Source organism: Pseudomonas sp. 273 (genome assembly GCF_029201425.1).
GTDB classification, from domain to species: domain Bacteria; phylum Pseudomonadota; class Gammaproteobacteria; order Pseudomonadales; family Pseudomonadaceae; genus Pseudomonas; species Pseudomonas delhiensis.
The window spans coordinates 25,301-51,792 of record NZ_CP116775.1; the positions used below are offsets into that span (position 1 = coordinate 25,301).

General features: G+C 69.1%; 23 protein-coding genes. 2 read left to right on the top strand and 21 right to left on the bottom strand.

From position 1 onward, the window contains the following. Positions 1–172 precede the first annotated feature (172 nt). A complete protein-coding gene (locus PKO50_RS00120) occupies positions 173–1,438 on the bottom strand; it encodes an Hsp70 family protein (protein ID WP_275628470.1) in 1,266 nt (421 codons plus the stop codon). Positions 1,439–1,654: 216 nt separating this feature from the next. Between PKO50_RS00120 and PKO50_RS00125 the strand changes: the two genes are divergently transcribed. Further along, positions 1,655–2,518: an oxaloacetate decarboxylase gene (locus PKO50_RS00125; protein ID WP_009613347.1), complete on the top strand. Its 864-nt coding sequence runs from the start codon at positions 1,655–1,657 to the stop codon at positions 2,516–2,518. Positions 2,519–2,521: 3 nt separating this feature from the next. On the opposite strand, the gene PKO50_RS00130 is transcribed toward PKO50_RS00125, so the two are convergent. Further along, on the bottom strand, positions 2,522–3,175 hold the full coding sequence (locus tag PKO50_RS00130; RefSeq protein ID WP_275628471.1) for a hypothetical protein: 654 nt from the start codon (positions 3,173–3,175) through the stop codon (positions 2,522–2,524). Positions 3,176–3,287: 112 nt separating this feature from the next. Further along, the gene (locus PKO50_RS00135; RefSeq protein ID WP_275628472.1) at positions 3,288–3,959 is read right to left on the bottom strand and encodes a hypothetical protein; all 672 of its coding nucleotides are present in this window, start codon (positions 3,957–3,959) and stop codon (positions 3,288–3,290) included. A 167-nt stretch (positions 3,960–4,126) separates the two neighbouring features. On the opposite strand from PKO50_RS00135, the gene PKO50_RS00140 reads away from it, so the two are divergent. Beyond that, positions 4,127–4,393, top strand: coding sequence for a DksA/TraR family C4-type zinc finger protein (locus tag PKO50_RS00140; RefSeq protein WP_275628473.1), 267 nt, complete (start codon positions 4,127–4,129; stop codon positions 4,391–4,393). A 6-nt stretch (positions 4,394–4,399) separates the two neighbouring features. Here PKO50_RS00140 and PKO50_RS00145 read toward each other — a convergent pair whose 3' ends face one another. From PKO50_RS00145 to PKO50_RS00230, 18 genes are all read right to left on the bottom strand, one after another. Then, positions 4,400–5,653: an ABC transporter substrate-binding protein gene (locus PKO50_RS00145; RefSeq protein WP_275628474.1), complete on the bottom strand. Its 1,254-nt coding sequence runs from the start codon at positions 5,651–5,653 to the stop codon at positions 4,400–4,402. 277 nt (positions 5,654–5,930) lie between these two features. Then, complete coding sequence (gene ureC / locus PKO50_RS00150; protein WP_275628475.1) at positions 5,931–7,631, bottom strand: urease subunit alpha; 1,701 nt, start codon at positions 7,629–7,631, stop codon at positions 5,931–5,933. A gap of 206 nt (positions 7,632–7,837) precedes the next feature. Continuing rightward, a complete protein-coding gene (locus PKO50_RS00155; RefSeq protein ID WP_089390077.1) occupies positions 7,838–8,143 on the bottom strand; it encodes an urease subunit beta in 306 nt (101 codons plus the stop codon). Further along, entirely contained in the window at positions 8,140–8,646 is a 507-nt protein-coding gene (locus tag PKO50_RS00160) for a GNAT family N-acetyltransferase (protein ID WP_109934709.1), read from the bottom strand. Before PKO50_RS00160 ends, PKO50_RS00155 begins: the two co-directional genes overlap by 4 nt. Positions 8,647–8,696: 50 nt before the next feature. Then, positions 8,697–8,999: an urease subunit gamma gene (locus PKO50_RS00165; protein WP_043268703.1), complete on the bottom strand. Its 303-nt coding sequence runs from the start codon at positions 8,997–8,999 to the stop codon at positions 8,697–8,699. Position 9,000: 1 nt separating this feature from the next. After that, positions 9,001–9,834, bottom strand: coding sequence for an urease accessory protein UreD (locus PKO50_RS00170; RefSeq protein ID WP_109934710.1), 834 nt, complete (start codon positions 9,832–9,834; stop codon positions 9,001–9,003). Between the two features lie 306 nt (positions 9,835–10,140). Further along, positions 10,141–10,839, bottom strand: coding sequence for an urea ABC transporter ATP-binding subunit UrtE (urtE, locus tag PKO50_RS00175; protein WP_109934711.1), 699 nt, complete (start codon positions 10,837–10,839; stop codon positions 10,141–10,143). A 92-nt stretch (positions 10,840–10,931) separates the two neighbouring features. Beyond that, complete coding sequence (urtD, locus tag PKO50_RS00180; protein ID WP_109934712.1) at positions 10,932–11,777, bottom strand: urea ABC transporter ATP-binding protein UrtD; 846 nt, start codon at positions 11,775–11,777, stop codon at positions 10,932–10,934. Beyond that, positions 11,774–12,853 (bottom strand): urea ABC transporter permease subunit UrtC, encoded by a 1,080-nt coding sequence (urtC, locus tag PKO50_RS00185; protein ID WP_109934713.1) that lies wholly within the window; start codon positions 12,851–12,853, stop codon positions 11,774–11,776. Before urtC ends, urtD begins: the two co-directional genes overlap by 4 nt. Before the next feature lie 121 nt (positions 12,854–12,974). After that, entirely contained in the window at positions 12,975–14,561 is a 1,587-nt protein-coding gene (urtB, locus tag PKO50_RS00190) for an urea ABC transporter permease subunit UrtB (protein ID WP_275628476.1), read from the bottom strand. A gap of 172 nt (positions 14,562–14,733) precedes the next feature. Next, a complete protein-coding gene (gene urtA / locus PKO50_RS00195) occupies positions 14,734–16,002 on the bottom strand; it encodes an urea ABC transporter substrate-binding protein (RefSeq protein ID WP_109933130.1) in 1,269 nt (422 codons plus the stop codon). Positions 16,003–16,262: 260 nt separating this feature from the next. Then, entirely contained in the window at positions 16,263–16,859 is a 597-nt protein-coding gene (locus PKO50_RS00200; protein ID WP_275628477.1) for a MarC family protein, read from the bottom strand. 510 nt (positions 16,860–17,369) lie between these two features. After that, positions 17,370–20,174 (bottom strand): hybrid sensor histidine kinase/response regulator, encoded by a 2,805-nt coding sequence (locus tag PKO50_RS00205; RefSeq protein WP_109932478.1) that lies wholly within the window; start codon positions 20,172–20,174, stop codon positions 17,370–17,372. A 147-nt stretch (positions 20,175–20,321) separates the two neighbouring features. Beyond that, the gene (gene purD / locus PKO50_RS00210; RefSeq protein ID WP_109932479.1) at positions 20,322–21,611 is read right to left on the bottom strand and encodes a phosphoribosylamine--glycine ligase; all 1,290 of its coding nucleotides are present in this window, start codon (positions 21,609–21,611) and stop codon (positions 20,322–20,324) included. Positions 21,612–21,707: 96 nt separating this feature from the next. Further along, positions 21,708–23,315: a bifunctional phosphoribosylaminoimidazolecarboxamide formyltransferase/IMP cyclohydrolase gene (purH, locus tag PKO50_RS00215; protein WP_109932481.1), complete on the bottom strand. Its 1,608-nt coding sequence runs from the start codon at positions 23,313–23,315 to the stop codon at positions 21,708–21,710. Positions 23,316–23,403: 88 nt separating this feature from the next. After that, entirely contained in the window at positions 23,404–23,724 is a 321-nt protein-coding gene (fis, locus tag PKO50_RS00220) for a DNA-binding transcriptional regulator Fis (RefSeq protein WP_009613305.1), read from the bottom strand. Continuing rightward, entirely contained in the window at positions 23,721–24,719 is a 999-nt protein-coding gene (gene dusB / locus PKO50_RS00225) for a tRNA dihydrouridine synthase DusB (protein WP_275628478.1), read from the bottom strand. Before dusB ends, fis begins: the two co-directional genes overlap by 4 nt. A gap of 227 nt (positions 24,720–24,946) precedes the next feature. After that, on the bottom strand, positions 24,947–26,479 hold the full coding sequence (locus PKO50_RS00230) for a DUF3426 domain-containing protein (protein ID WP_275628479.1): 1,533 nt from the start codon (positions 26,477–26,479) through the stop codon (positions 24,947–24,949). Positions 26,480–26,492 lie beyond the last annotated feature (13 nt).

Sequence of the window (26,492 nt, forward strand, 5' to 3'; positions counted from 1 at the left end):
GGGAGCGGAGTTGATCCTGCGCGCCTGTGCCACCTGTGAGCACCCTTCGCGAGCAAGCTCGCTCCTACGAAAAGCAGCAGCCGACTGCCCCGGCCGATGGCTAAACGGCGGATAACCGCGAACGGTTATCCGCCCTACGGTTGAGGGCGTGCGTAGGAGAAACCCTGGCGCCTCAGCCGTAACGCTTCTTCGCTTCGATGGCCAGGCCGCTGCCGATGCCGCCGAAGCGGTCGCCGTCGACGTGGCGGGCGTTGGGCAGCATGGCCGCCACGCTCTGGCGCAGGGCTGGCACGCCGCTGGAGCCGCCGGTGAAGAACACGGTGTCGACCCGCGCCGGGTCGAGGTCGGCGTCGCCCAGCAGGCGGGTGATGCCGGCGCGTACGCGTTCCAGCTGCGGCTCGATGGCGCCCTCGAACAGTTCGCGGGTCAGCTCGGCCACCAGGCCCGGCTCGATGCGCGCCAGGTCGATGTCGCGGCGCTGGCTGTCGCTCAGCTCGATCTTGCTGGCCTCCACCTGCATCGCCAGCCAGTGCCCGGCGCGCTGCTCGATGAGGCGGAACAGGCGGTCGATGCCGGTGCTGTCGACGATGTCGTAGCGCATGTTCTTCAGCGCCAGTTGCGACTTCTGCGCGTACACCGCGTTGATGGTGTGCCAGGTGGCCAGGTTCAGGTGGTAGCTGGTGGGCATCAGCGCGTCGGACTTCATCCGGCTGCCGTAGCCGAACAGCGGCATCACGCCCTGCAGGCTGAGCTGCTTGTCGAAGTCGGTGCCGCCGATGTGCACGCCGCCGGTGGCCAGGATGTCGGCCTGGCGCTCGGCCTGCTCGCGGCGCTCCGGGGCCAGGCGCACCAGGGAGAAGTCCGAGGTGCCGCCGCCGATGTCGACGATCAGCACCAGCTCCTCGCGCGCGATGCCGCGCTCGTAGTCGAAGGCCGCGGCCAGGGGTTCGTACTGGAAGGAAATGTCCTTGAAGCCGAGCTTGCGCGCCACCGCCACCAGGGTGTCCTGGGCCTCGCGGTCGGCCTCGGCGTCGTCGTCGACGAAGAACACCGGGCGGCCCAGCACCACGGCCTCGAACTCGCGGCCGGAGACGGCCTCGGCGCGCCGCTTCAGCTCGCCGATGAACAGCCCGAGCAGGTCCTTGAACGGCAGGGCGCTGCCCAGCACCGTGGTCTCGCTCTTGAGCAGGGGCGAGCCGAGCAGGCTCTTCAGCGAGCGCATCAGGCGCCCCTCGTAGCCTTCCAGGTACTCGGCCAGGGCCAGGCGGCCGTAGACCGGGCGGCGCTCCTCGGTGTTGAAGAAGACCACCGAGGGCAGGGTGATCTTGCCGTCTTCCAGTGCGATCAGCGGTTCCGTCCCCGGGCGCCACCAGCCGACGGTGGAGTTGGAGGTGCCGAAGTCGATGCCCAGGGCGCGGGCGTCAGTGGAGTGCAGCATGGCGGAAAGGTCCGGCGAAAAAACGGCCGCGCAGTTTACGCGAGTGCGCATGGCGCTGCTCGACTATCGGCTCATGTGCCGCTGGACGGTGAAGGCGATAGAGTGCTTGGGAAGGCTTTGTAGTTTTGCTACATTTGCCATCCTGTAGTTTTGCTACATGAGTTCGCTGATTCCGCAGAGCCCCTTCCCACCTCCAGGTCGCAGTTGGATCCCACCATGCACAGAGCCTCCCACCACGAGCTACGCCAGAGTTTCCGGGCGTTGCTGAACTCTTCCTCCTGCTACCACACGGCATCGGTGTTCGACCCGATGTCGGCGCGCATCGCCGGCGACCTCGGCTTCGAGGTCGGCATCCTGGGTGGTTCTGTAGCTTCGCTACAAGTGCTCGCGGCGCCCGACTTCGCCCTCATCACCCTCAGCGAGTTCGTCGAGCAGGCCACCCGCATCGGCCGCGTCGCGCGCCTGCCGGTGATCGCCGACGCCGACCACGGCTACGGCAACGCGCTGAACGTGATGCGCACCATCGTCGAGCTGGAGCGCGCCGGCGTCGCCGCGCTGACCATCGAGGACACCCTGCTGCCGGCGCAGTTCGGCCGCAAGTCCACCGACCTGATCCCGGTGGAGGAGGGCGTGGGCAAGATCCGCGCGGCGCTGGAGGCGCGGGTGGACCAGGAGATGGCGATCATCGCCCGGACCAACGCCGAGGTGATCGAGGTGGACGACGTGATCCGCCGCACCCTGGCCTACCAGGCCGCCGGCGCCGACGGCATCTGCATGGTCGGCATCCGCGACTTCGAGCACCTGGAGGCCATCGCCCGCCACCTGAGCGTGCCGCTGATGCTGGTGTCCTACGGCAACCCGAAGCTGCACGACGACAAGCGCCTGGCCAAGCTCGGCGTGCGCATCGTGGTGGACGGCCATGCCGCCTACTTCGCCGCCATCAAGGCCACCTACGACTGCCTGCGCGAGCAGCGCGGCGTCGATGCTTCCGACCTGACCGCCTCGGAGCTGGCGAAGAAGTACACCCTGCCGGAGGAGTACCAGATCTTCGCCAGGGAATACATGGAAGTGAAGGAGTAGGGCCTAGCCTTCCCGGCCCTCTTCGAGCTTGTGCAGCAGGTACTCGACCTGGGCGTTGAACGGGTAGAGCAGGGTGCCGGCCGGCCGCTCGGTCAGCTGCAGGTAGCGCCAGCGGGCGCGCATGGCCTCGCCCTCGGGGGTGTCCGGCAGGCTGGTGAACTGGGCCCCGATGGCTTCGCGCAGGTCGGCGACCTGCTCGTCCAGGCTCCCGTCGTCCGCCCCCAGCAGCTTGTGGTTGGCGCGCTTGGCCTTGAGCAGCGCCAGGCGCTGCAGGTTGGCCGCCAGGCTCGCTTCGCCCGGCGGCGGAAGCTGCACGCGGAACTCCTGTAGCAGCGCCGAGACCTCCAGGGCCTGGGCGAGGGCCTCGCGCAGCGCCGGGCCGCTCTGTTCGTAGCCGCTTTCCACGCGTTCCACCGTTTCGCCGTAGAGCGACCAGATGTCCTGGAGCGTCTCGCCGTTGCGCTGTTCGGCGACCTGGGCGTGGAAGGTCTCGTCGAGCCGTTGCAGGCGCTTGAGGAAACGTTCGTCGCCAGTGGCGCTGTAGAGCAGCAGGTAGCGCTGCGCGGCCTGCAGGGTGGCGTCGAGGTCGTCGGCCCGGGCCACGCCGGGCAGGGTGACGAGCAGGCTCAGCAGCAGGGAAAGGACGAGGCGGTGCATGGGGCGGCTCCTGGCGATGGGGCCGCCATTCTTGGGTGGCCCATCCGGTGCCGCCTATCGGACGATTCCGAGTCTGCGGTAGACCGACTCCGGCCGGGACGGCCGGCCCCGGTCAGGCGCCGGCCAGCTTGCCGAGCATGGCCTCGATCTGCGCGTTGAAGGGGTAGAGCAGTTGCTGGCCATTGCGCTGGCTGACCTGCAGGTAGCGCCAGCGCTTGTCCAGTTCGTCGTGCAGGGCGGGGTTGCTCTGCGCCAGGGCGTCGATGCGCTGCTGGATGCGTTCGTCCAGGGCCTTGACGTTCGCCGCCTCGGCCTCGGCGCGCGGGCCGTCGACCTTCTGCAGGTTGGCCAGGCGGGCGGTGAGCAGGGCGCGGCTGCGCAGGTCGTCGGCCAGGCCCGGTGCGGCCAGCGGGTGGGCCTGCAGGTAGGCGTCCAGGGGCTCGGCCAGCTTCAGGCTGCGGGCCATCTCGCCATTCTGGTCGAGCTTGCGGGCGGCGTGCTCGGCCAGCATCTGTTGCCGGCCCTGCTCGTAGCTGGCCCAGAGCGCGCGCAGCGCCGCGGCGTCCTGGCGCTGCCCGAGGGCGGCCTGCAGGTGCTTGCCGGTGGCGTCCAGGCGTTCGAGGAAGCGTTCGTCGGCGGTGGCGCTGTAGAGCAGCAGGTAGCGGTTGGCGTCGACCAGGTCGGCTTCGACGCTGGTGGCCCCGGAGGCCTGGGCCTGGGCGCCGAGCAGGGCGCAGAGCGCCAGCGGCAGGCTGTGGCGGAGACGGGACGGGAGGATTCGCATCGGGGAACATCCATGACGGGAAAGCGCGCTATTGTTCTCGTTGCGCGGCGCCTGGGGAAGGGGCTTTTCAGCGCACCCCGCCACCTTTTCGCGCAGCCGTTGCCCTTGCAATCGGCCGCCGGGGCGTCCATATCTGCAATCTGTACAAAGTTTGATCGGAGGTTGCCATGGCCAGTGGTTGGGCGAACGACGGCGCCGTGCAGGAACAGATCGACAGCACCATCGAGGACGCCGTCGCCCGGGCGCGCAGCCAGTTGCCCCGCGGCGAGAGCCTGACGCATTGCGAGGAGTGCGATGCGCCCATCCCCGAGGCGCGGCGCCAGGCCGTGCCCGGCGTGCGCCTGTGCGTGAACTGCCAGGCCGCCCACGACCAGGTGCAGGCGGCCTTCGCCGGCTACAACCGGCGCGGCAGCAAGGACAGCCAGCTGCGCTGAGGGGCCTCACTGCAGCAGCGGGGGCTTGCCGGCGGCGCGCCTTTCTTCCCGCCATTCCTCCAGGCTCGGCGCGGCCAGGTCGCCGTCGAGCTGGTGGATGATCTCGAAGTAGTCCTGCTTCAGCGGGTCCTTCAGCACCTCGCTGCGCGGCTTCACCTTCACCGCATAGATGCGCTGCACGTTCTGGTGGTCGAACGCGCGCCAGTACTGCTCGCCCTTGAGCAGGGCGTAGCGGTGGCCTTCCAGCGCCCTGATCAGCGCCTCGCTGTCCAGGCTGTTGGCGCGCCTGGCGGCGTCCGCCCACTGGTAGACGATGCCGTAGGCCGAGGCGGCGGAGCTGGACGGGTACTTCTGGTAGCGCTTCACGTAGTCGCTGACGAAGGCCTTGCCGCGGGCGCTGTTCTCCAGTTCCGGTACGCGCCAGGTCCAGGGCTCGGTGCCGACCACGCCCTCCATCACGCTCGGCCCGGCCTGCTCTATCACGTTCAGGGTGAGGTTGGGCGCGACTACCTGCATGCGCCTGGTCAGGCCGAGGTCGTGGGCCACCTGCATGGCCCGCACCAGGTCGCGGCCGAACAGCACCAGGACCAGCACCTGGACGTCGCTGGCGGTCGCCTGGGCCAGGCTGTCGCGGTAGTGCGCAAGGCCGACGGCGGGGAAGGGAATGCGCCGCCCGGGGTGCTGGGCGCCGTCCTGGGTGCCGGTGGCCTGGCGTAGCGAGGCTTCTGTGGTGTGGCCCCAGGTGTAGTCGGAGGTGACGTAGAAGTAGCGGCTGCCCGGGTGCTTCTGCGCCAGGTACTGGCCCAGCACCCGCGCGCTCATCCAGGCGCTGATGCCCTCGCGGAACATGTAGCGGTGGCCGTCCTTGCCGGTGGTGTCGTTGGAGTAGGTGACGGCGCCGAAGTACAGCAGCCCGCGCTCGGCGGCGCGCTTGCCGGCGGCGATGGCCACGGCGCTGGAGGCGCCGCCGAAGAGCATGGCGGCGCCCTCGTCGGCCAACTTGTCGACGTTGGCCACGGCCTTCTTCGAGCGCGAGGCGCTGTCGTGGCTGGACAGCCGCAGCGAGCGGCCGAGCACGCCGCCGTTGGCGTTGATCTCGTCGATGGCCAGCAGGGCGCCGCGCATCTGGTCGCGCCCTTCGTTCTGGTAGCTACCGGTGCGGGGGTAGTTGAGGCCCAGGGTGATGGGCGCGGGGGCGGCGGCCTGGGCGCAGGCGCAAAGGCCCAATGCCAGGGCCAGGGCGGCGGTCAGTCGTTTCATCGGGAGTCCTTGTTGTTCTAGCGGGCACAGAGGCCCTGCCAGCGTAGGGGTGGACTCCCGGGGGAAATGCGAAGCGCGTCCGCTGGGGGCGGTCTTCTGAATTTTCCCGGTGGATTTCAGTCGCCTGTAGGAGCGGGCCCTGCCCGCGAATCGCGCGCAGGGCGCGCTCCTACAGGGGAATGGCGTGGGCGGTGAGGCGTAGGATTGCAGGCTACGCCGTGGCGATGGGTATCGCTTCGCTCAACACCATCCTACGAGGGTGTTCCTGGGCGGGTGCTCAGAACAGGAAATAACGCTGCGCCATGGGCAGCACCTCGGCCGGTTCGCACCACAGCAGCTGGCCGTCGGCGCGCACCTGGTAGTTCTGCGGGTCCACCTCGATGTGCGGCAGGTAGGCGTTGTGGATCAGGTCGGTCTTGCGCAGCGTGCGGCAGCCCTGCACCACGCCGATGGCCTTGTGCAGGCCCAGGCGCGCGTGCAGGCCGGCCTCCCAGGCGGCCTGGCTGAGGAAGGTCAGGCTGGTGGCGTGGCGGCTGCCGCCAAAGCTTGCGAACATCGGCCGGTAGTGCACCGGCTGCGGGGTGGGGATGGAGGCGTTGGCGTCGCCCATCAGGCTCGCCGCGATGGCGCCGCCCTTGAGGATCAGGCTCGGCTTCACGCCGAAGAAGGCCGGGCGCCAGAGCACCAGATCGGCCAGCTTGCCCACCTCGATGCTGCCCACCTCGTGGCTGACGCCATGGGTGATCGCCGGGTTGATCGTGTATTTGGCGATGTAGCGCCTGGCGCGGAAGTTGTCGTTGCGCGCGCCGTCGCCGGGCAGGGCGCCGCGCTGCTTCTTCATCTTGTCGGCGGTCTGCCAGGTGCGCGTGATGACCTCGCCGACGCGGCCCATGGCCTGGCTGTCGGAGCTGATCATGCTGAAGGCGCCCAGGTCGTGGAGGATGTCCTCGGCGGCGATGGTCTCGCGGCGGATGCGCGACTCGGCGAAGGCCACGTCCTCGGCGATGCTCGGGTCTAGGTGGTGGCAGACCATGAGCATGTCCAGGTGCTCGTCGATGGTGTTGCGGGTGAAGGGCCGCGTCGGGTTGGTGGAGCTGGGCAGCACGTTGGCGAAGCCGCAGGCGCGGATGATGTCCGGCGCGTGGCCGCCGCCGGCGCCCTCGGTGTGGTAGGTGTGGATGGTGCGGCCGGCGAAGGCGGCCAGGGTGGTTTCGACGAAGCCGGATTCGTTGAGGGTGTCGGTGTGGATGGCCACCTGCACGTCGTAGCGGTCGGCCACGCCCAGACAGTTGTCGATCGCCGCCGGGGTGGTGCCCCAGTCCTCGTGCAGCTTCAGGCCGATGGCCCCGGCGCGCACCTGTTCCTCCAGCGGCAGCGGCAGGCTGGCGTTGCCCTTGCCGGTGAAGCCGATGTTCATCGGGAAGGCGTCGGCGGCCTGGAGCATGCGCGCCAGGTGCCAGGGCCCGGAGGTGCAGGTGGTGGCGTTGGTGCCGGTGGCCGGCCCGGTGCCGCCGCCGATCATGGTGGTCACCCCGCTCATCAGCGCCTCTTCGATCTGCTGCGGGCAGATGAAGTGGATGTGCGTGTCGATGCCGCCGGCGGTGAGGATCATGCCCTCGCCGGCGATCACCTCGGTGCTGGCGCCCAGGGCGATGCTGACGCCGGGCTGGATGTCCGGGTTGCCGGCCTTGCCGATGGCTTTGACGCGCCCGTCCTTCAAGCCCACGTCGGCCTTGACGATGCCCCAGTGGTCGAGGATCAGCGCGTTGGTGATGACGGTGTCGACCACCTCGGCGGCCGGCAGCTGGCCCTGGCCCATGCCGTCGCGGATGACCTTGCCGCCGCCGAACTTCACCTCCTCGCCATAGACGGTGAAGTCCTGCTCCACCTCGATCCACAGCTCGGTGTCGGCCAGGCGCACGCGGTCGCCGACGGTGGGGCCGAACATGTCGGCGTAGGCTTGTCTGCTGATCTTCATTGCGGCTCCTTGGCGGCCAGGGGCATTCGGTACTTTTCCTGAGCCTTCGACACGGGACTCAACCACGCGCCCTCTCCCTAACCCTCTCCCTGAAGGGAGAGGGGACCGTGCGGTGCAGGATGAAACCTTGGCGTCAGCCGGCACGGACAGCTCCCTCTCCCTTCAGGGAGAGGGCGGGGGAGAGGGTTCTCTTGTTTGCATCAATCTCAAAGCGCGCCCATCACTCGCCCAGCGAAGCCGTAAACCTTTCTCTCGCCAGCCAGCTCCACCAACTCCACCTCGCGGCTCTGCCCCGGTTCGAAGCGCACCGCGGTGCCGGCCGGGATGTTCAGGCGCATGCCGCGGGCCGCTTCGCGGTCGAAGCGCAGGGCGTCGTTGGTCTCGTAGAAGTGGTAGTGCGAGCCGACCTGGATCGGCCGGTCGCCGCTGTTGGCCACCGTCAGGGCCAGCGTGCGGCGGCCGGCGTTGAGTTCGATCTCGCCGGGCTGGACGTCGTATTCGCCAGGGATCATGGGGCGCTCCTTGGGTCGAGGGTCAGTTGCATGAAGGTCAGGTCGAGCCAGCGGCCGAACTTCTGGCCCACCTGCGGCATCTGCCCGGTGACGGCGAAGCCCAGGCGTTCGTGCAGGCGGATGGAGGCGGCGTTGCCGCTCTCGATGGCCGCCACCATCACGTGCAGGCCCTGGGCCCGGGCGCGGTCGATCAGCGCCTGCATCAGCTGCGGGCCCACGCCCTTGCCGCGCTGGTCGGCGCGCACGTAGACCGAGTGCTCGACGGTTTCGCGGAAGCCGTCGAAGGCGCGCCAGGGGCCGTAGCTGGTGTAGCCGAGCACTTGGCCGGCGTCCTCGGCCACCAGCACCGGGAAGCCCTGCTGGGCGCGCAGTTCCAGCCAGGCGCGGCGGTTGTCGAGGTCGATGGCGACCTCGTTCCAGATCGCGGTGGTGTTGAGCACGGCGTCGTTGTAGATGTCGCGCAGGGCTTCGAGGTCGGCGGGCTGGGCGTCGCGGATGTGCATGGGGGTTCCTTGGGCAGGTTCAGTCGAAGATCGCCGGTCTGTGCCGGCTGTCAGGCGATGGGCTGGTGCACGGTGACCAGCTTGGTGCCGTCGGGGAAGGTGGCTTCCACCTGGATTTCCGGGATCATCTCCGGCACCCCTTCCATCACCTGCTCGCGGCTGAGCAGGGTGGTGCCGTAGTGCATCAGTTCGGCCACGGTGCGGCCGTCGCGGGCACCTTCGAGCAGGGCGGCGGAGATCAGCGCGATGGCTTCCGGGTGGTTCAGCTTCAGGCCGCGGGCCAGGCGCCGTTCGGCCACCAGGCCGGCGGTGAAGATCAGCAGCTTGTCTTTCTCGCGGGGCGTCAAGTCCATCTCAGGTGCTCCAGATTCTCGGGGGAACGGCCTCGCGGCCGAGCAGCGCGGGCCGCAGCCGGCGCCAGAGTTCGATGAGCCAGGCGCGGGCATGCAGCGCCTCGGCGGCCAGGCAGCGGGCGACCAGCAGGCCGGGCAGCTGGGTGAGGTTGCCGCGCCCGCTGCAGGGTAGCGCGCGGCAGGCTTCCAGCAGCTCGGCGTCGATCTGCCCGCTGGCGATCAGGGTGGCCATCACCGGCTGCCCGGCCAGGCCGATGGGCGAGTCCAGCAGGCGGTCGCCGCCGTCGATGCGCTGGCGTTCGTGCCATAGGCGCTGGCCGTCGCGGCGGATGTCCAGCTGCGCGGCGAAGCGGCCCTGGTCGAAGCGCTCGCCGGCAGCGGGGCGGCCGAGGGCGACCAGGTCCCAGTAGAACAGGCGGGCGTCACCGAGCAACTCGATGTCGCTGCGCAGCTCGGCCCGGGCGCCGGAGAACACGATGGTTTCCTGGGGCAGCCATTCCAGGGTGGCGCCGGGCTCGACGCGGATGCGCAGGCGTTGGCTGGCCGGCGTGGCGGCGCGGTACCACTTGGCCGCGCCGGGGCTGGTGAGCTGCGCCCAGGCGCCGGGGCCGGCGTGGATGTCCAGGGCCAGGGTATCGCCCCCGGCGATGCCGCCGGGCGGGTGCACCACGATGTGCTGGCAGACCTGCGGGCCCTCGGCGTAGAGGTGCTTCTGCACCCGCAACGGCCCCAGGTGGCGCCGCTTCACCGGCCGCGTGCCGTCACCGACGCGGGCGTAGGCCAGCTCCAGCTCGGCGTGCCAGGCGGGGTGGAAGAGGGCGGCGGGTGCGTTCATGGGGCTCGGGTTCGGCTGCGGTTGCCCTGGATAGAGCAATTGGCGTGCCTTCTGCGCCAGGATAGTGCGTGGGCGTGGAAAGCCTGGCCCGCGACGGGGGACGGGGTTGTCCGGGTGGTCAGGTATGGGCGCGATTGCGGTGCATCGGCGGGCGCCGTGCACCATCATGGAGCGTAGGGCGTATAACCGTTCGCGGTTATACGCCGATGGCCCGGGCGCGGAAGGTCGATGGCGGATAACGCCGTAGGCGTTATGCGCCCTACGGTGCCGGCGAGCATCGATGTGTCCGTTGGCACGGACGGCCCCTCAGATGGCGACCAGGCCGCGCACCCCTTCGCTTTCCATGTCCGCGCCACGGCCCTGCTGGACGATCTCGCCGCGGGCCATCACCAGGTACTGGTCGGCCAGTTCGGCGGCGAAGTCGTAGAACTGCTCCACCAGCAGGATGGCCATGTCGCCGCGCTCGGCGAGCTTGCGGATCACCGCGCCGATCTCCTTGATCACCGAGGGCTGGATGCCTTCGGTGGGCTCGTCGAGGATCAGCAGACGCGGGCGGCTGGCCAGGGCGCGGCCGATGGCCAGCTGTTGCTGCTGGCCGCCGGAGAGGTCGCCGCCGCGGCGCTGCTTCATCTCGCGCAGCACCGGGAACAGCTCGTAGATGAACTCGGGAACCGCCTTGGCCTCCTTCGCGCCGAAGCGCGAAAGCCCCATCAGCAGGTTCTCCTCCACGCTCAGCCGCGGGAAGATCTCGCGCCCCTGGGGCACGTAGGCGATGCCTGCATGCACCCGCTGGTGCGGCTTGAAAGCCGTGATGGCCTTGCCCTCCCAGTTGACGCTGCCTTCGCGCGCCGGCACCAGCCCCATCAGGCAGCGCAGCAGGGTGGTCTTGCCCACGCCATTGCGCCCGAGCAGACAGGTGACTTCACCGATCTTCGCGTCGAACGACAGGCCACGGAGGATGTGGCTGCCGCCGTAGTATTGATGCAGTTGTTGGACTTGGAGCACGGAAGAATCCTCGGAGTTGGGCTGCAGGCGACAGGCTTCAGGCTGCAGGAAACAGCGCTCTTGCCTGCAGCTTGCAGCTTGCAGCTGGCGCGTCAGCGCCCCAGATAAACTTCGATCACCTGTTCGTTGGCCTGCACTTCTTCCAGCGAACCCTCGGCCAGCACGTGGCCCTGGTGCAGCACGCTGACGTGGTCGGCGATGCTGCCGACGAAGCCCATGTCGTGCTCCACCACCATCAGCGAGTGCTGGCCGGCGAGGGACCTGAAGAGTTCGGCGGTGAACTCGGTCTCGGCGTCGGTCATGCCCGCCACCGGTTCGTCGAGCAGCAGCAGTTGCGGTTCCTGCACCAGCAGCATGCCGATCTCCAGGAACTGTTTCTGGCCGTGGGACAGCAGCCCCGCCGGGCGCCGCCGCGACTCGCCGAGGCGGATGGTGGCCAGCACTTCCTCGATGCGGTCCTTCTGCTCGCCGGACAGCTTCGCCCGCAGGCTGGCCCACACCGACTTGTCGGCCTTCTGCGCCAGCTCCAGGTTCTCGAACACCGAGAGCGCCTCGAACACCGTGGGCTTCTGGAACTTGCGGCCGATGCCGGCCTGGGCGATCTCCACCTCGCTCATGCGCTGCAGGTCGTAGGTTTCGCCGAAGTAGGCCTTGCCGCTGTCGGGGCGGGTCTTGCCGGTGATCACGTCCATCAGCGTGGTCTTGCCCGCGCCGTTGGGGCCGATGATGCAGCGCAGCTCGCCCACGCCGATGTACAGCGTCAGGTCGCGCAGGGCGCGGAAGCCGTCGAAGCTGACGTTGATGTCTTCCAGGGTGAGGATGGTGCCGTGGCGCACGTCCAGGCCTTCGCGCGCGCTGGCGCCCAGGCCGACGGCGTCGCGGCTGGTGCCGCTGGGGTCGAAGGCCGGTTCCAGCATCAGGTGGGGCACGGCTCTCATTGCGCTTTCTCCCGCTTGATCAGGCCCAGGATGCCCCGGGGCAGGTACAGGGTGACGACGATGAACAGGGCGCCGAGGAAGAACAGCCAGTACTCCGGGAAGGCCACGGTGAACCAGCTCTTGGCGCCGTTCACCACGCCGGCGCCGAGCAGCGGGCCGATGAGCGTGCCGCGCCCGCCCAGGGCCACCCACACCGCGGCCTCGATGGAGTTGGTCGGCGACATCTCGCTGGGGTTGATGATGCCCACCAGCGGCACGAACAGGGCGCCGGCCAGGCCGCAGATCACCGCGCTCAGCGTCCAGACGAACAGCTTGTAGCCGCGCGGGTCGTAGCCGCAGAACATCAGGCGGTTCTCGGCGTCGCGCAGCGCGGTGAGCACCCGGCCGAACTTGCTCCGCGCCAGGGCGAAGCCCAGCGCCAGGCTCGCCGCCAGCAGCAGGACGATGGCCAGGAACAGCGCGGCGCGGGTGCCCGGCGCGGTGATCGGGAAGCCGAGGATGCTGCGGAAGTTGGTGAAGCCGTTGTTGCCGCCGAAGCCGGTCTCGTTGCGGAAGAACAGCAGCATGCCGGCGAAGGTCAGGGCCTGGGTCATGATCGAGAAGTACACGCCCTTGATCCGCGAGCGGAAGGCGAAGAAGCCGAACACGAAGGCCAGCAGCCCCGGCGCCAGCACCACCAGGCACAGGGCCCAGAGGAAGTGCTGGGTGCCGGCCCAGTACCAGGGCAGCTCGTTCCACGACAGGAAGGTCATGAAGGCTGGCAGGCCGTCGCCTGCGGCTTCGCGCATCAGGTACATGCCCATGGCGTAGCCGCCCAGGGCGAAGAACAGGCCGTGGCCGAGGGACAGCAGGCCGGCGTAGCCCCAGACCAGGTCCAGGGCCAGGGCGACTATGGCGTAGCAGAGGATCTTGCCGGTCAGCGTCAGGCCGTAGGCCGACAGGTGCAGGGCATTGTCCTCGGGCAGCAGGTGCAGCAGCGGCAGGATCAGCAGCGCGATGAGCGCGGCGCCGACGATGCCGGCGGTGACTCGCGGGCCGGCCTTCTGCGCGGCCGTCACGGTGAGTGGCTGGTTCATGGACGAGCCTCCACGGCTTCCTGTAGGAGCGAGCTTGCTCGCGAACGGATTCGCTGCGGGGGCTGTTCGCGAGCAAGCTCGCTCCTACGAAAAGCGGCCGTAGCGAGGGTTGGAAGCTGGTTCAATCGATGACCCTCCCTTTCAGAGCGAAGAGCCCCTGCGGTCGTTTCTGGATGAACAGGATGATCAGCGCCAGGATCAGGATCTTGCCCAGCACCGCGCCGATCTGCGGTTCGAGGATCTTGTTCGCCACGCCCAGGCCGAAGGCCGCGCAGACGCTGCCGGCGAGCTGGCCGACGCCGCCCAGCACCACCACCAGGAAGGAGTCGATGATGTAGCTCTGGCCCAGGTCCGGGCCGACGTTGCCGACCTGCGACAGGGCCACCCCGCCGAGCCCGGCGATGCCCGAGCCGAGGCCGAAGGCGAGCATGTCCACGCGCCCGGTGGGCACGCCGCAGCAGGCCGCCATGTTGCGGTTCTGCGTCACCGCGCGGACGTTCAGGCCCAGCCGCGTGCGGTTGAGCAGCAGCCAGGTGAGCGCCAGCACGAACAGGGCGAAGCCGATGATGACGATGCGGTTCCACGGCAGCACCAGGTTCGGCAGCACCTGGATGCCGCCGGACAGCCAGGCCGGGTTGGCCACCTCGACGTTCTGCGCGCCGAACAGCACGCGCACCAGCTGGATCAGCACCAGGCTGATGCCCCAGGTGGCCAGCAGGGTTTCCAGCGGGCGGCCGTAGAGGTGGCGAATCACCGTGCGCTCCAGGGCCATGCCGATGGCCGCGGTGACGCCGAAGGCCACCGGCAGCGCCAGCAGCGGGTAGTACTCCAGCAGGCCGGGGGCGAAGCGCTGCAACAGCGACTGCACCACGTAGGTGGAGTAGGCGCCGAGCATCAGCATCTCGCCGTGGGCCATGTTGATGACGCCCAGCAGGCCGTAGGTGATGGCCAGGCCCAGGGCCGCCAGCAGCAGGATGGAGCCCAGGGACAGGCCGCTGAAAGCCTGGCCGAGCAGGTCGCCGACCAGCAGCCGGCGCTTGACCTGGGCCAGGCTGGTGGCGGCGGCGGTGCGCACCTGCTCGTCGGCTTCCACGGCCGGCTCGAGCAGGTTCTGCAGGCGCGTCAGCGCCAGCGGGTCGCCGGATTCGCCGAGCAGGCGCACGGCGGAGAGGCGCACCTGTGGGTCGGCGTCGGCCAGTTGCAGGTTGGCCAGGGCCAGCTGCAGGGCGGCCTTCACCTTGTCGTCGGTCTCGGCTTCGCTGCGCTGGGCGAGCAGGTCGCGTTGCGCGGGCTTGGCCGTCTTCTGCAGCTGGCGCGCGGCTTCCAGGCGCAGCGTCGGGTCCTTCGCCACCAGTTGGTGGCTGGCCAGGGCGGTGTTGAGCAGGCCGCGCAGGCGGTTGTTCAGGCGCAGCTTGTCGGGCTCGCCGGCGGGCGTGGCGTCGCCTTCGGCGGGGCGGTACTGCTTGTCGTCGCCGAGGAGGAAGGCGTGGTTCTGCGCGTCGACGGCGAAGCGGCCGGCCTGGATGGCTTCGAGCAGCGGCAGACGCTTGGCCTCGGGGGCGGCGGCCCAGCTTTCGAGCAGGGTGGCGCGGCCGGCGTTGTCGGCGGCGGCGAAGTCCTGGGCCGGGCCGGCTTGCGCGGGCAGGGCGAGGAGGGTGGCCAGCGCGAGGGCGCAGGTCTGGAGCAGGCGGTATAGGGCAGTGGGCATGGTGTGGTTCCTGAGAGGCTGGCGCTTGGGCTAGAGCACCCTCTCCCCAGCCCTCTCCCTGAAGGGAGAGGGGGCCATACGGCACGCGACCGGGAGCATGGAGCTCACTGTCGCGCGTGAGGTTGGCGTGGCGTCCCCTCTCCTGGGAAGAGGGGCTCTGGCGAGCGCCGGCTCAGTTGCTCTTCACCGCGTAGTCCGGCTTCTTGTCGTTGCCCGGGATGAACGGGCTCCACGGCTGGGCGCGGATCGGCTCGGGGGTCTTCCAGACCACGTTGAACTGCCCGTCGTCCTGGATCTCGCCGATCATCACCGGCTTGTGCAGGTGGTGGTTGGTCTTGTCCATGGTCAGGGTGAAGCCCGAGGGCGCCTTGAAGGTCTGCCCGCCCATGGCCTCGCGGACCTTGTCGACGTCGGTGCTGCCGGCCTTCTCCACCGCCTGGGCCCACATGTGGATGCCGACGTAGGTGGCCTCCATCGGGTCGTTGGTCACGGCGGTGGCGTAGTTCGGCAGGTTCTTCGCCTTGGCGTAGGCCTTCCAGTCGGCGACGAACTTCTCGTTCTGCGGGTTCTTCACCGACTCGAAGTAGTTCCACGCGGCCAGGTTGCCCACCAGCGGCTTGGTGTCGATGCCGCGCAGCTCTTCCTCGCCCACCGAGAAGGCCACCACCGGCACCTCGGTGGCTTCCAGGCCCTGGTTGGCCAGTTCCTTGTAGAAGGGCACGTTGGAGTCGCCGTTGACGGTGGAGATCACCGCGGTCTTGCCGCCGGCGGAGAACTTCTTGATGTCGGCGACTATGGTCTGGTAGTCGCTGTGGCCGAAGGGCGTGTAGACCTCCTGGATGTCCTTGTCGGCCACGCCCTTGCTGTGCAGGAAGGCACGCAGGATCTTGTTGGTGGTGCGCGGGTAGACGTAGTCGGTGCCCAGCAGGAAGAAGCGCTTGGCGGCGCCGCCGTCCTCGCTCATCAGGTATTCCACCGCCGGGATGGCCTGCTGGTTCGGCGCGGCGCCGGTGTAGAAGACGTTGGGCGACATTTCCTCGCCCTCGTACTGCACCGGGTAGAACAGCAGGCCGTTGAGTTCCTCGAACACCGGCAGCACGGATTTGCGCGACACGCTGGTCCAGCAGCCGAAGACCACCGCGACCTTGTCCTGGGTCAGCAACTGGCGGGCCTTCTCGGCGAACAGCGGCCAGTTCGACGCCGGGTCGACCACCACCGGCTCCAGCTTCTTGCCGTTCACCCCGCCCTTGGCGTTGATCTCGTCGATGGTCATCAGCGCCATGTCCTTGAGCGAGGTCTCGGAGATGGCCATGGTGCCGGACAGCGAATGCAGGATGCCGACCTTGATGGTCTCGGCGGCCTGGGAGCTGAAGGGGAACAGGCCGGTGAGCAGCAGCGCGCTCACCGCCAGGGTGCTTTTCAACAGGGGACGACGTTTCATCGCGGCAGCCTCCTTGGCTTCCTGGACCGGGGAGGGTGCCGCGCGGATTCTGGGCCGTCGCCTGTGCAGCCTCCCGAAGTGGGTAGGGGACCCCTGCGGGTCGGGAGGGCTATCGCAGCATCCGTGCCAAACAGCGCAAAGCCCTGTGGCAGAAGGCTTGCGCGGGATTTTTTGCCGCTTCGGTCAGGGTTTCCGGGGCGCTATCTTGGTGCGCCGGCGGGCTTCGTGGGCGAATCGCCCCCAAATGGGGCGCGCCGCGCTCAGCCGGCGGGGAGGAAGTAGCCGCGCACCCCGGTCATGATGATCTGCGCGGCCAGGGCGCAGACGAACAGGCCCATCAGCCGGCTGACGATCTGCAGGCCCTGCTCGCCGAGTATCCGCTCGATGCGGTCGGACAGGTAGAGGGTGGCGCCGAGGGTGAGGCAGGCGAGGAAGATCGCCAGCAGCGCCAGCAGCCTGTCCTCCCAGTGCTGGCCGACGCCCATCACCAGCAGCGCACCGATGGTGCCGGGGCCGACGGTGATGGGGATGGTCAGCGGGACGATGGTGACGTCCTGCTGCACGTTGTCGCTCTGCACCGCCGAGCGGCCCTGGGCCATGCCCAGGGCGGAGATGAACAGCACGCTGCCGGCGCCGATGCGGAAGGCGTCGGCGGTGATGCCGAAGAGGGTGAAGATGTAGCGCCCGAACAGGTACAGCAGCACGCTGGCGACCAGCGCCGCCAGGGCCACGCGCCAGGCCATGCGCTTGCGGTCGCGCGGGGCGAAGCCGCGGCTCAGGCTGATGAAGCAGGAAAGCACGAAGAAGGGGCTGTAGAGCACCAGCATCTTCAGGTACACGCTGAACAGCACATGCATGGGGAATCTCGTCCGGCTGAGAGGCCTCTGTTTGGGGCTGAAGCATAGCGGGCGCGGCGGGGGCGGTCATTGCGCGGTGGCAATCGTCCGGGGCGGGTGGTGCTCGGGGCGGCCAATCGCGGACGAAGTCCTACGCTGCCCGAGCCATGCCATTCCCCTGTAGGAGCGCGCCCTGCGCGCGAATCGCGGGCAGGGCCCGCTCCTACCCTGCCGGCGGGCACTGCTTCTCGTAGGAGCGAGCTTGCTCGCGAATAAGCCCCGCAGCGGAGCCTGTTCGCGAGCAAGCTCGCTCCTACGAAGAGCAACCTCGGCACGGCCTGCAAGACAGTTGCCCCTACGACGTGCGTTCCTGGAGCTGTAGGAGCGGACTCTGTCCGCGATTGGCGTCGGGTGATGCTACGGAGCCGTAGGGCGAATAACCGTTCGCGGTTATCCGCCGATGGGCCGGGCGCGGGCGGTCGATGGCGGATAACGCCGTAGGCGTTATGCGCCCTACGGGGTATTCCGGTGTCAGGACGGTAGTGCCGCGTCGCTCTGCTGGCGCAGGCGGCGTTCGCGTTCGGCTACCCAGTAGGCCACCAGCTCGCGCAGTTGCGACAGTTCCACCGGCTTGGCCATGTGCCCGTCCATGCCTACCAGGCGGGCGCGTTCCTTGTGTTCGCTGAGGATGTGCGCGGTGAGCGCCACCACCGGGGTGTGCGGGCGGTGTTCGCTGGCTTCCCAGGCACGCAGGCGCTCGGTGGCGGAGAAGCCGTCGAGCACCGGCATCTCGCAGTCCATCAGCACCAGGTCGTACTGGGTGGCCTTCATCGCGGCCAGGGCTTCCTCGCCGTTGCTGGCGGTGTCCGGGTGCAGGTCGAGCTTGCCGAGCATGCCGCGGATGACCTTGGTGGAGATGCTGTTGTCCTCGGCCACCAGCACGCGGAAGTCGCTGGGCGGGCTCAGCGGCGCGGGTTCGGTGGCTGCCGGCAGGTAGTTGGTCACGCCGCTGGGGCCGCGCTGGGCCAGTTCGTCGGCGAGGGTGGCCTTGAGCGTGTAGCCGGCCACCGGCTTGGCCAGGATGCGCTTGATCCCGGCGTTGCGGGCGATGATCTTGCTCGGCGCGTTGCTGATGCCGGTGAGCATGATCAGCAGGATGTCGTGGTTGAGGTTGGGGTCTTCCTGGATCTTGGTCGCCAGCTGCATGCCGGTCATGCCGGGCATGTCCTGGTCCAGCAGGACCACGTCGAAGTACTCGCGCAGGTGCGCCTTGGTACGCAGCAGGGCCAGGGCCTCCTTGCCGGACGCGACCGCGCTGACGTTCATGCCCCAGGCGCTGCACTGCTGCACCACCACCTTGCGGCAGGTCTGGTTGTCGTCCACCACCAGCAGGCGCGCGCCCTGCAGCGGGCTGTCGAGGTCGGCGGTGGGGTGTTCGAGCATCTGCTGGTCCAGCGGCAGGCTCAGCCACAAGGTGTTGCCGCTGTCGCCGCCGCTGTCCAGGCCGCTCTCGATGCCCAGCTGGCCGGACATCAGCTGGATCAGCTGGCGCGCGATCACCAGGCCCAGGCGGCTGCTCAGGCGGGTGGCGGAGAGGAAGTCGCGGCTGTGCAGCTCGGCGGTGAGCAGCGCCTGGCGGTCGTTCGGGTCCAGCGGGCGGCCGCTGTCCTGCACGGCGATGCGCAGGCGCGTCTTGCCCGGCGGGCCGTCGAGGGCCACCACCAGGAGGATCTCGCCTTCCTCGGTCTGCTTGAAGGCGTTGTCCAGCAGGCTCAGCAGCACCTGGCGCAGGCGCGTGGGGTCGCCGCTGATGACCCGCGGCACCTGCGGCTGGGTGAAGCTGATCAGTTCGATCTTCTGCTGCTCGGCGCGCACCCGGAAGATCGCCAGGCAGTCCTCGATCAGCGCGCCAAGGTCGAACTGCACCTCGTCCAGCTCGATCTGCCCGGACTCCAGCTTGGAGATGTCGAGGATCTCGTTGATCAGCGCCAGCAGCTCGTTGCCGGCGCTGTGGATGGTCTGCACGTAGTCGCGCTGCTTGGCCGACAGCGGGGTGCCGAGCAGCAGCTCGGTCATGCCCAGCACGCCGTTCATGGGGGTGCGGATCTCGTGGCTGATCTTCGCCAGGAACTCGCCCTTGGCCTTGAGTTCGGCGCTGCTGGCGGCGCGCTTGCGGCTGGCGTCGAAGCTTTCCTGCTGCAACTGGCGCTGGCGCTCGGCCAGGGCCAGGCTGAGCAGGAAGCCCACCGCCGCGGTCAGCCCGAGCAGGCCGCTGCCCAGCCAGTCGCTGTGCGTCGGCACGTAGCCGAGCAGCGCCGGCAGGCTCAGCAGCCAGGCGCTGACGAACACGCCCATGGCGATGACGAACAGGCGGGCCGGGCGGTAGCCGTGGCGCATGTAGTAGGCGGCGACGAGGAACATGCCCAGGCTGGTGATCGCCACCAGGCCGTAGAGCAGGTCGCTGGTGGGAATCTCCAAGGCCAGGTGCAGCAGCGCGCCGAAGCCCAGCAGGCCGAGGCTGCCCAGCGCCAGCAGGCGGCCCAGCGGCCGGCGCGGCGGCTGGCCGTGGAAGAAGCTGGCGGTGTAGCCCAGGGCGCAGGACAGCACCAGCAGCAGGGCCAACTGGGCGGTCAGCGGCTGCCAGGTCTGGTGCGTGCCGTACCAGGGGCTGAGCAGGCCGAACAGCGTCAGGCAGGCCAGCAGCAGCCCGGCGTGCACGCCGGCCAGCCACAGGCCGCTGCGCACGCGGTTGTAGGCGAAGCGCACCAGGTTGTAGAGCAGCAGCATGCCCAGGCAGCCGAGCAGGATGCCGAACTGCAGCGGGCGCTGCTGGCCGGCGGGGTATTCGGCGCTTTCCAGGCTGATGGTGGGGCGCAGGCTCTGGCTGGAGCTCAGGCGCAGGTAGAGGTCGAGGACTTCCGGGCTGCTGCGCAGCGGCAGCAGGATGTCGCTGTTGAGCAGCGGGCGCTGGCCGGGGTAGAGGTTGCCGGCCTGGCGTTCTTCCAGCAGCTGCGGGCCGTGCAGCAGGTAGAGCTGCAGGCTGTCCAGGCTCGGCGAGAACAGGCGCAGCTGGCGCGGCGCGTCGCTGGCCGGCAGGCGGTAGTGCAGCCAGATGGCGCCGGGGCCGGCGGGGGCGTGCAGGTCTTCGATGTCGAGGGGGCTGAACAGCGGGCGCAGGCGTGCGGAGAGGACGTCCTGCAACTGCAGGCGGCCTTCGCCGTCGTGCAGCTGCGACCAGCCGCCGGCATCCTGCGCCTGGGCGAGGCCGGGGCCTGCGAGCAGGGCGGTCAGCAGCAGGCAGACTAGGAGTCCTGTGGCGTTCCAGAGCCGGCGCACGGCGAATTCCCTTCGGTGGAGAGTGGCCGGATTATAGCCAAGTGCCGACGGGCCCGGAATCCACCCGGGCCCGCGCATGGCCGCCTGCCGACCGCAGGTCGGAAAAGCGGGCGCAAAGGCAGCTCAGGCCCCGCGCCCGCCGGCCGCTCAGCCTTCGCCGCGTTCGCGGGCAATGGCGCGGTAGCCGATGTCCTTGCGGTAGAAGCAGCCGTTCCAGCGGATCTGCTCCGCCAGGCGGTAGGCCTGCTGCTGCGCCGAGGACACGCTCGGGCCGATGGCGGTGGCGCAGAGCACGCGGCCGCCGGCGGTGACCACCTGGCCGTCCTTCAGCGCGGTGCCGGCGTGGAACACCTTGCCGTCGAGCTTGGCTGCTTCGGCCAGGCCTTCGATGACGTCACCCTTGGCGTAGTCGCCCGGGTAGCCGCCGGCGGCCAGTACCACGCCCACGGTGGGGCGCGGGTCCCAGGTGGCTTCGACCTTGTCCAGCGCCTTGGCCAGGGCGGCCTCGACCAGCAGGACCAGGGAGCTTTCCAGGCGCACCATGATCGGCTGCGTCTCGGGGTCGCCGAAGCGGCAGTTGAACTCGATGACCTTGGGCGCGCCGCTCTTGTCGATCATCAGCCCGGCGTAGAGGAAGCCGGTGTAGACGTTGCCTTCCTCGGCCATGCCGCGCACGGTCGGGTAGATCACTTCGTCCATCACCCGCTGGTGCACCTCGGGGGTGACCACCGGGGCCGGGGAGTAGGCGCCCATGCCGCCGGTGTTGGGGCCGCTGTCGCCGTCGCCGACGCGCTTGTGGTCCTGGCTGGTGGCCATGGGCAGCACGTTGTGGCCGTCGACCATGACGATGAAGCTGGCTTCCTCGCCGTCGAGGAACTCCTCGATCACCACGCGCGAACCGGCGTCGCCGAAGGCGTTGCCGGCGAGCATGTCGCGCACGGCTTCCTCGGCCTCGGCCAGGGTCATGGCGACGATCACGCCCTTGCCCGCGGCCAGGCCGTCGGCCTTGATGACGATGGGCGCACCCTGCTCGCGCAGGTAGGCCAGGGCCGGCTCGACCTCGGTGAAGTTCTGGTAGGCGGCGGTGGGGATCTTGTGGCGCGCGAGGAAGTCCTTGGTGAAGGCCTTGGAGCCTTCCAGCTGCGCTGCGCCGGCGGTCGGGCCGAAGATGTCCAGGCCGCGCGAGCGGAACAGGTCGACCACGCCTTTGACCAGCGGCGCCTCGGGGCCGACGATGGTCAGTTGCACGTTCTTCGCGGCGAAGTCGGCCAGTTGCTCCAGGGCCAGCACGTCGATGGCGACGTTCTCGCACTTGGGCTCGGTGGCGGTACCGGCATTGCCCGGCGCGACGAAGACCTTCTCCACCCGCGGGTCCTGGGCGACCTTCCAGGCCAGGGCGTGTTCACGGCCGCCGCTGCCGATGATCAAAACATTCATCAATCTCTCCTTCGGAGAGGCTGCAGGCTACAGGCCGTAGGCTGCAGGCAAGAGCGCTCTTGCCTGCAGCCTGACGCCTGCAGCCTGCCGCCGCTGTTAGTGCCGGAAGTGGCGCATGCCGGTGAACACCATCGCGATTCCGGCTTCGTCGGCCGCCGCGATGACTTCGTTGTCACGCATCGAGCCGCCCGGCTGGATCACCGCGGTGATGCCGGCCTTGGCCGCGTTGTCGATGCCGTCGCGGAACGGGAAGAAGGCGTCCGAGGCCATGACCGCGCCTTTGACTTCCAGGCCGGCGTGCTCGGCCTTGATCGCGGCGATGCGCGCGGAGTTGACGCGGCTCATCTGGCCGGCGCCCACGCCCACGGTCTGGCGGTGCTTGGCGTAGACGATGGCGTTGGACTTGACGAACTTGGCCACTTTCCAGGCGAAGATCAGGTCGTGGATTTCCTGCTCGCTGGGCGCGCGCTGGGTGACGATCTTCAGGTCCGCCTCGGTGATCATGCCGATGTCGCGGCTCTGCACCAGCAGGCCGCCGTTGACGCGCTTGAAGTCCCAGCCCGGGGCGCGCTCGGCCGGCCACTCGCCGCATTCCAGCAGGCGCACGTTGGCCTTGGCGGCGACCACCGCGCGGGCCGCGGCGGAGACTTTCGGGGCGATGATGACTTCGACGAACTGGCGCTCGACGATGGCCTGGGCGGTGTCGCCGTCCAGCTCGCGGTTGAAGGCGATGATGCCGCCGAAGGCCGACTCGGTGTCGGTGGCGTAGGCCAGGTCATAGGCCTTGCGGATGCCGCCCTCGTCCTCGGGGACCACGGCCACGCCGCACGGGTTGGCGTGCTTGACGATGACGCAGGCCGGCTTGACGAAGCTCTTCACGCATTCCAGCGCGGCGTCGGTGTCGGCCACGTTGTTGAACGACAGTTCCTTGCCCTGCAGCTGCACGGCGGTGGAGACGCTGGCCTCGCCCTTCTTCGCCTCGACGTAGAAGGCCGCGCTCTGGTGCGGGTTCTCGCCGTAGCGCATCTCCTGGGCCTTGATGAACTGGCTGTTGAAGGTGCGCGGGAAGGCGCCGCGGCCTTCGGTGGAGAGGCTGTCGCGGGCCTGGTCGATGGTGCCCAGGTAGTTGGCGATCATGCCGTCGTAGGCAGCGGTGTGCTCGAAGGCCTTCAGGGCCAGGTCGAAGCGCTGCGCGTAGGTCAGGCCGCCGGCCTTCAGGGCCTCGACCACGCCGGCGTAGTCACCGGCGTTGACCACGATGGCGACGTCCTTGTGGTTCTTCGCCGCGCTGCGGACCATGGTCGGGCCGCCGATGTCGATGTTCTCGATGGCGGTCGGCAGGTCGCAGTCGGGCTTGGCCACGGTGGCCTCGAAGGGGTACAGGTTGACCGCCACCAGGTCGATCGGCTTGATGCCGTGCTCGGCCATCACCGCGCCATCGATGTCGCGACGGCCGAGGATGCCGCCGTGCACCTTCGGGTGCAGGGTCTTGACGCGGCCGTCCATCATTTCCGGGAAGCCGGTGTAGTCGGCCACTTCCACGGCGGCGATGGCGTTGTCCTTGAGCAGCTTGTAGGTGCCGCCGGTGGAGAGGATCTCCACGCCGAGGGCGACCAGCTCGCGGGCGAAATCGACGACGCCGGTCTTGTCGGAGACGCTGATCAGCGCGCGGCGGATGGGCAGACGGGTGGTTTGGTCGGTCATTACAGGTTCCTAGGGCTGCAGGCTGCAAGCTGCAGGCTTCAGGTCCGGGCGGCTTGCCTGCCGCCGGCGGCCTGTAGCCTGCCGCCGCTTAAAGGAGGTCGTACTGCTTGAGTTTCTTGCGCAGGGTGCCGCGGTTCAGGCCGAGCAGCTCGGAGGCCTTGGTCTGGTTACCCTTCACGTGGTCCATCACGGTCTCCAGCAGCGGTGCTTCCACTTCGCAGAGCACCATGTTGTACACGTCCGTGACCGGCTGCCCATCGAGATGGGCGAAATAGTTGCGCAGTGCCTTCTCGACGCTGTCGCGCAGGGTATGGCCTTCCTGCGTCGGCGTGTTCAGGTGCTGCTTGAGGTTCGCGTTGTCGCTCACGGGTGTCATTCCACTCACTAAAGTCTCGGTCATCGTTGTCATGCGGCCACCCCTTTTCCGTTGTCGTGGCGCTCGGCGAAGAACTGCCTGACGCTGGCGCTCTGTGCATCCGTGTTCTGCAAACGATTGAACTGGGCGCGGAACTCCGCCGCCCCCGGTAACGTCGCCAGGTACCAGCCCACGTGCTTGCGGGCGATGCGGACACCCAGCTCTTCCCCATAGAAGGCATGCAAGGCGGCGAGGTGCTCCAGCAGGATGCTTTCGACCTCGACCAGGGACGGCGCCGGCAAGGTCTCGCCGGTGCTCAGGTAGTGCTCGATCTCACGGAATATCCACGGCCGGCCCTGGGCGGCGCGGCCGATCAGCAAGGCGTCGGCGCCGGTGTGCCGGAGCACCTGGCGGGCCTTCTGCGGCGAGGTGATGTCGCCGTTGGCGAACACCGGGATGGACACCGCCTGCTTGATCGCGGCGATGGTTTCGTACTCGGCCTCGCCGGTGTACAGGTCGGCGCGGGTGCGGCCGTGCACCGCCAGGGCCTGGATGCCCGACTGCTCGGCGATGCGCGCGACGTTCACGCCGTTGCGGTTGTCGCGGTCCCAGCCGGTGCGGATCTTCAGCGTCACCGGCACTTCGACGGCGGCCACCACGGCCTCGAGGATCTCGGCCACCAGCTTCTCGTCGCGCAGCAGCGCGGAGCCGGCGGCCTTGTTGCACACCTTCTTGGCCGGGCAGCCCATGTTGATGTCGATGATCTGCGCGCCCAGCTCGACGTTGGCGCGGGCGGCCTCGGCGAGCATCTGCGGGTCGCCGCCGGCTATCTGCACCGAACGCGGCTGATCCTCGCCGTCGTGCACCAGGCGCAGGCGCGACTTGCGGCTGTTCCACAGGCGCACGTCGCTGGTGACCATCTCCGAGACCACCATGCCGGCGCCGAGGCGGCGGCACAGCTGGCGGAACGGGCGATCGGTGACGCCGGCCATGGGAGCCAGGATCAATCTGTTGGGCAGTGTGTAAGAGCCGATGCGAACCACCGACATCGCTTCCCTGTTATGGGGCGTAATCGCTGAACGCTCCCGCGGGTCGAGGACTCGGGGAGGGTCGGCGAGAGGCCACCGGTGCTTGCAAAAAAGGGAGGGCATGATACCCGCTCTCGATGACCGGATAAAGGCGATTTTGGATAAATTCTGAACAGCCGCCGGCTTATTGCCTGGGGTTGGAAGACGAGCGGAACTGGCGTCGCGCGGGGTTCTGCGCTACGCGGGGGTCACTCCGGGGAATGGAAGCTGAGGCTGTAGTTGACCGCCTTGGGGCCCGGGTCGAGGATGTCCAGCGACACGTGGATGGGCGTCTGCGGCGGCATCTCGCTCTGCCCGGCCAGCTCGCCGCCCAGGTACTCGCTGGGCTTGAAGCTGCGGCTGGCTATCAGCTGGCCGTTGAGGTCGGCGAAGCGCAGCTCCAGCAGCGGGAAGGGCTGCGAGAAGCTGGCGCGGTTGTAGATGATCGCGTCCACCACCAGGGCGCCGCTGAAGTCCGGGTGGCTGCGCACCACCAGGTTGCTGCTGCGGATCTGCTCGACGTCGACCTTCGAGGGCAGGGTGCAGCCCAGCTGCGGGCAGAGTTCGGCGAACCAGGGGCGGTAGGCGTCCTCGCGGGCCAGTTCGTCGAAGTGATAGGCCACATACTGACCGCCCAGGCCGGCCAGGGCCAGGAGGATCAGCAGCAGCCAGAGCAGGCGGCGGCCCCAGCGGCCCTTGGGCTTCTGCCAGTCCAGCTGCAGGGGTTCGTCGCTGAGGTCGTGCAGGGCGGCTTCGCCCAGGCCCGGGTCGGGACGGCGCAGTTCCCTGTCGTCCTCTTCCTCGTCCAGCGGCGTGTCCAGGCGCGGCGTTTCGCGTAGCTCCAGCGGGGGCTCGGCCTCGGGCGCTTGGTCCTGCCCGGCGGCTTCTGCCTCCAGTTCTTCCAGCGGCTCGTCGTCGCGGCGGGCGCTGAAACTCGGCAGGTCGTCGTCTTCCTCTTCGGCCGCGGCGGCCACGGCCGGCTCGTCGGCTGGCGCCGGCTGCGCCTGGGGCGGCGCGACCGGCGGTTGTTCGGGTTCTGCCTCGATGCGGCCCAGGCTCGGTTCCTGGCGGCCGCCTTCGCCGGCCTGGCGTTCCTCGTCCCGCAGCAGGGCCTCGGCCCAGCGTTCGTCATGCGGGTCGCGCACCACCGGGCGGTTGCCCAGCAGGGCCTCGGCCGGCTTGGGCGCGGACTGCAGCTCGCGGAACTCCTGGGATAGCTCGAATTCGTCGAGCTTGGCCAGTTCTTCGTCGAGATTGAGGCTGTCCAGGTCGAGATCGTCGTGGATCCACAGGGTATCGTCGGCGGGCTTGGCCGCGGCGGGGGCTTCTTCCGCCGGCCTGGCCGCTGCCGGGGCGGGCGGCGCTGCCTGAATGGGGGCGGGCGCAGGGGTTGCGGCCGGGGCCGCCGTGCTGTCGGCGGACGGCCGCGCGCTGTGCGGCGCCAGCGGCCAGCCGAGGGTGGCGACGCCGGGCGCCGGGACGGGGCGCGGGGGCTCGCTCGGCACGGCGGGTGCAACAGGTACGGCGGGGGCTGCGACCGGTGCCGCAGGCGGCGCCGGCGGCTGCGGCCGGGCGGGCTCGCCCGCGGGCTGCGCGGTGCCGCCCAGCATGTGTTGCGGGGCGTTGAACACCTTGAGGCAGGCGCCGCAGCGCACAGCGCCATTGGCCGCACCCAGCTGCGCCTGGTTGACGCGGAAACTGGTGAGGCAATGCGGGCACTGTGTGATGAAACTGTCGCTCATGCGGCGGTCCGGC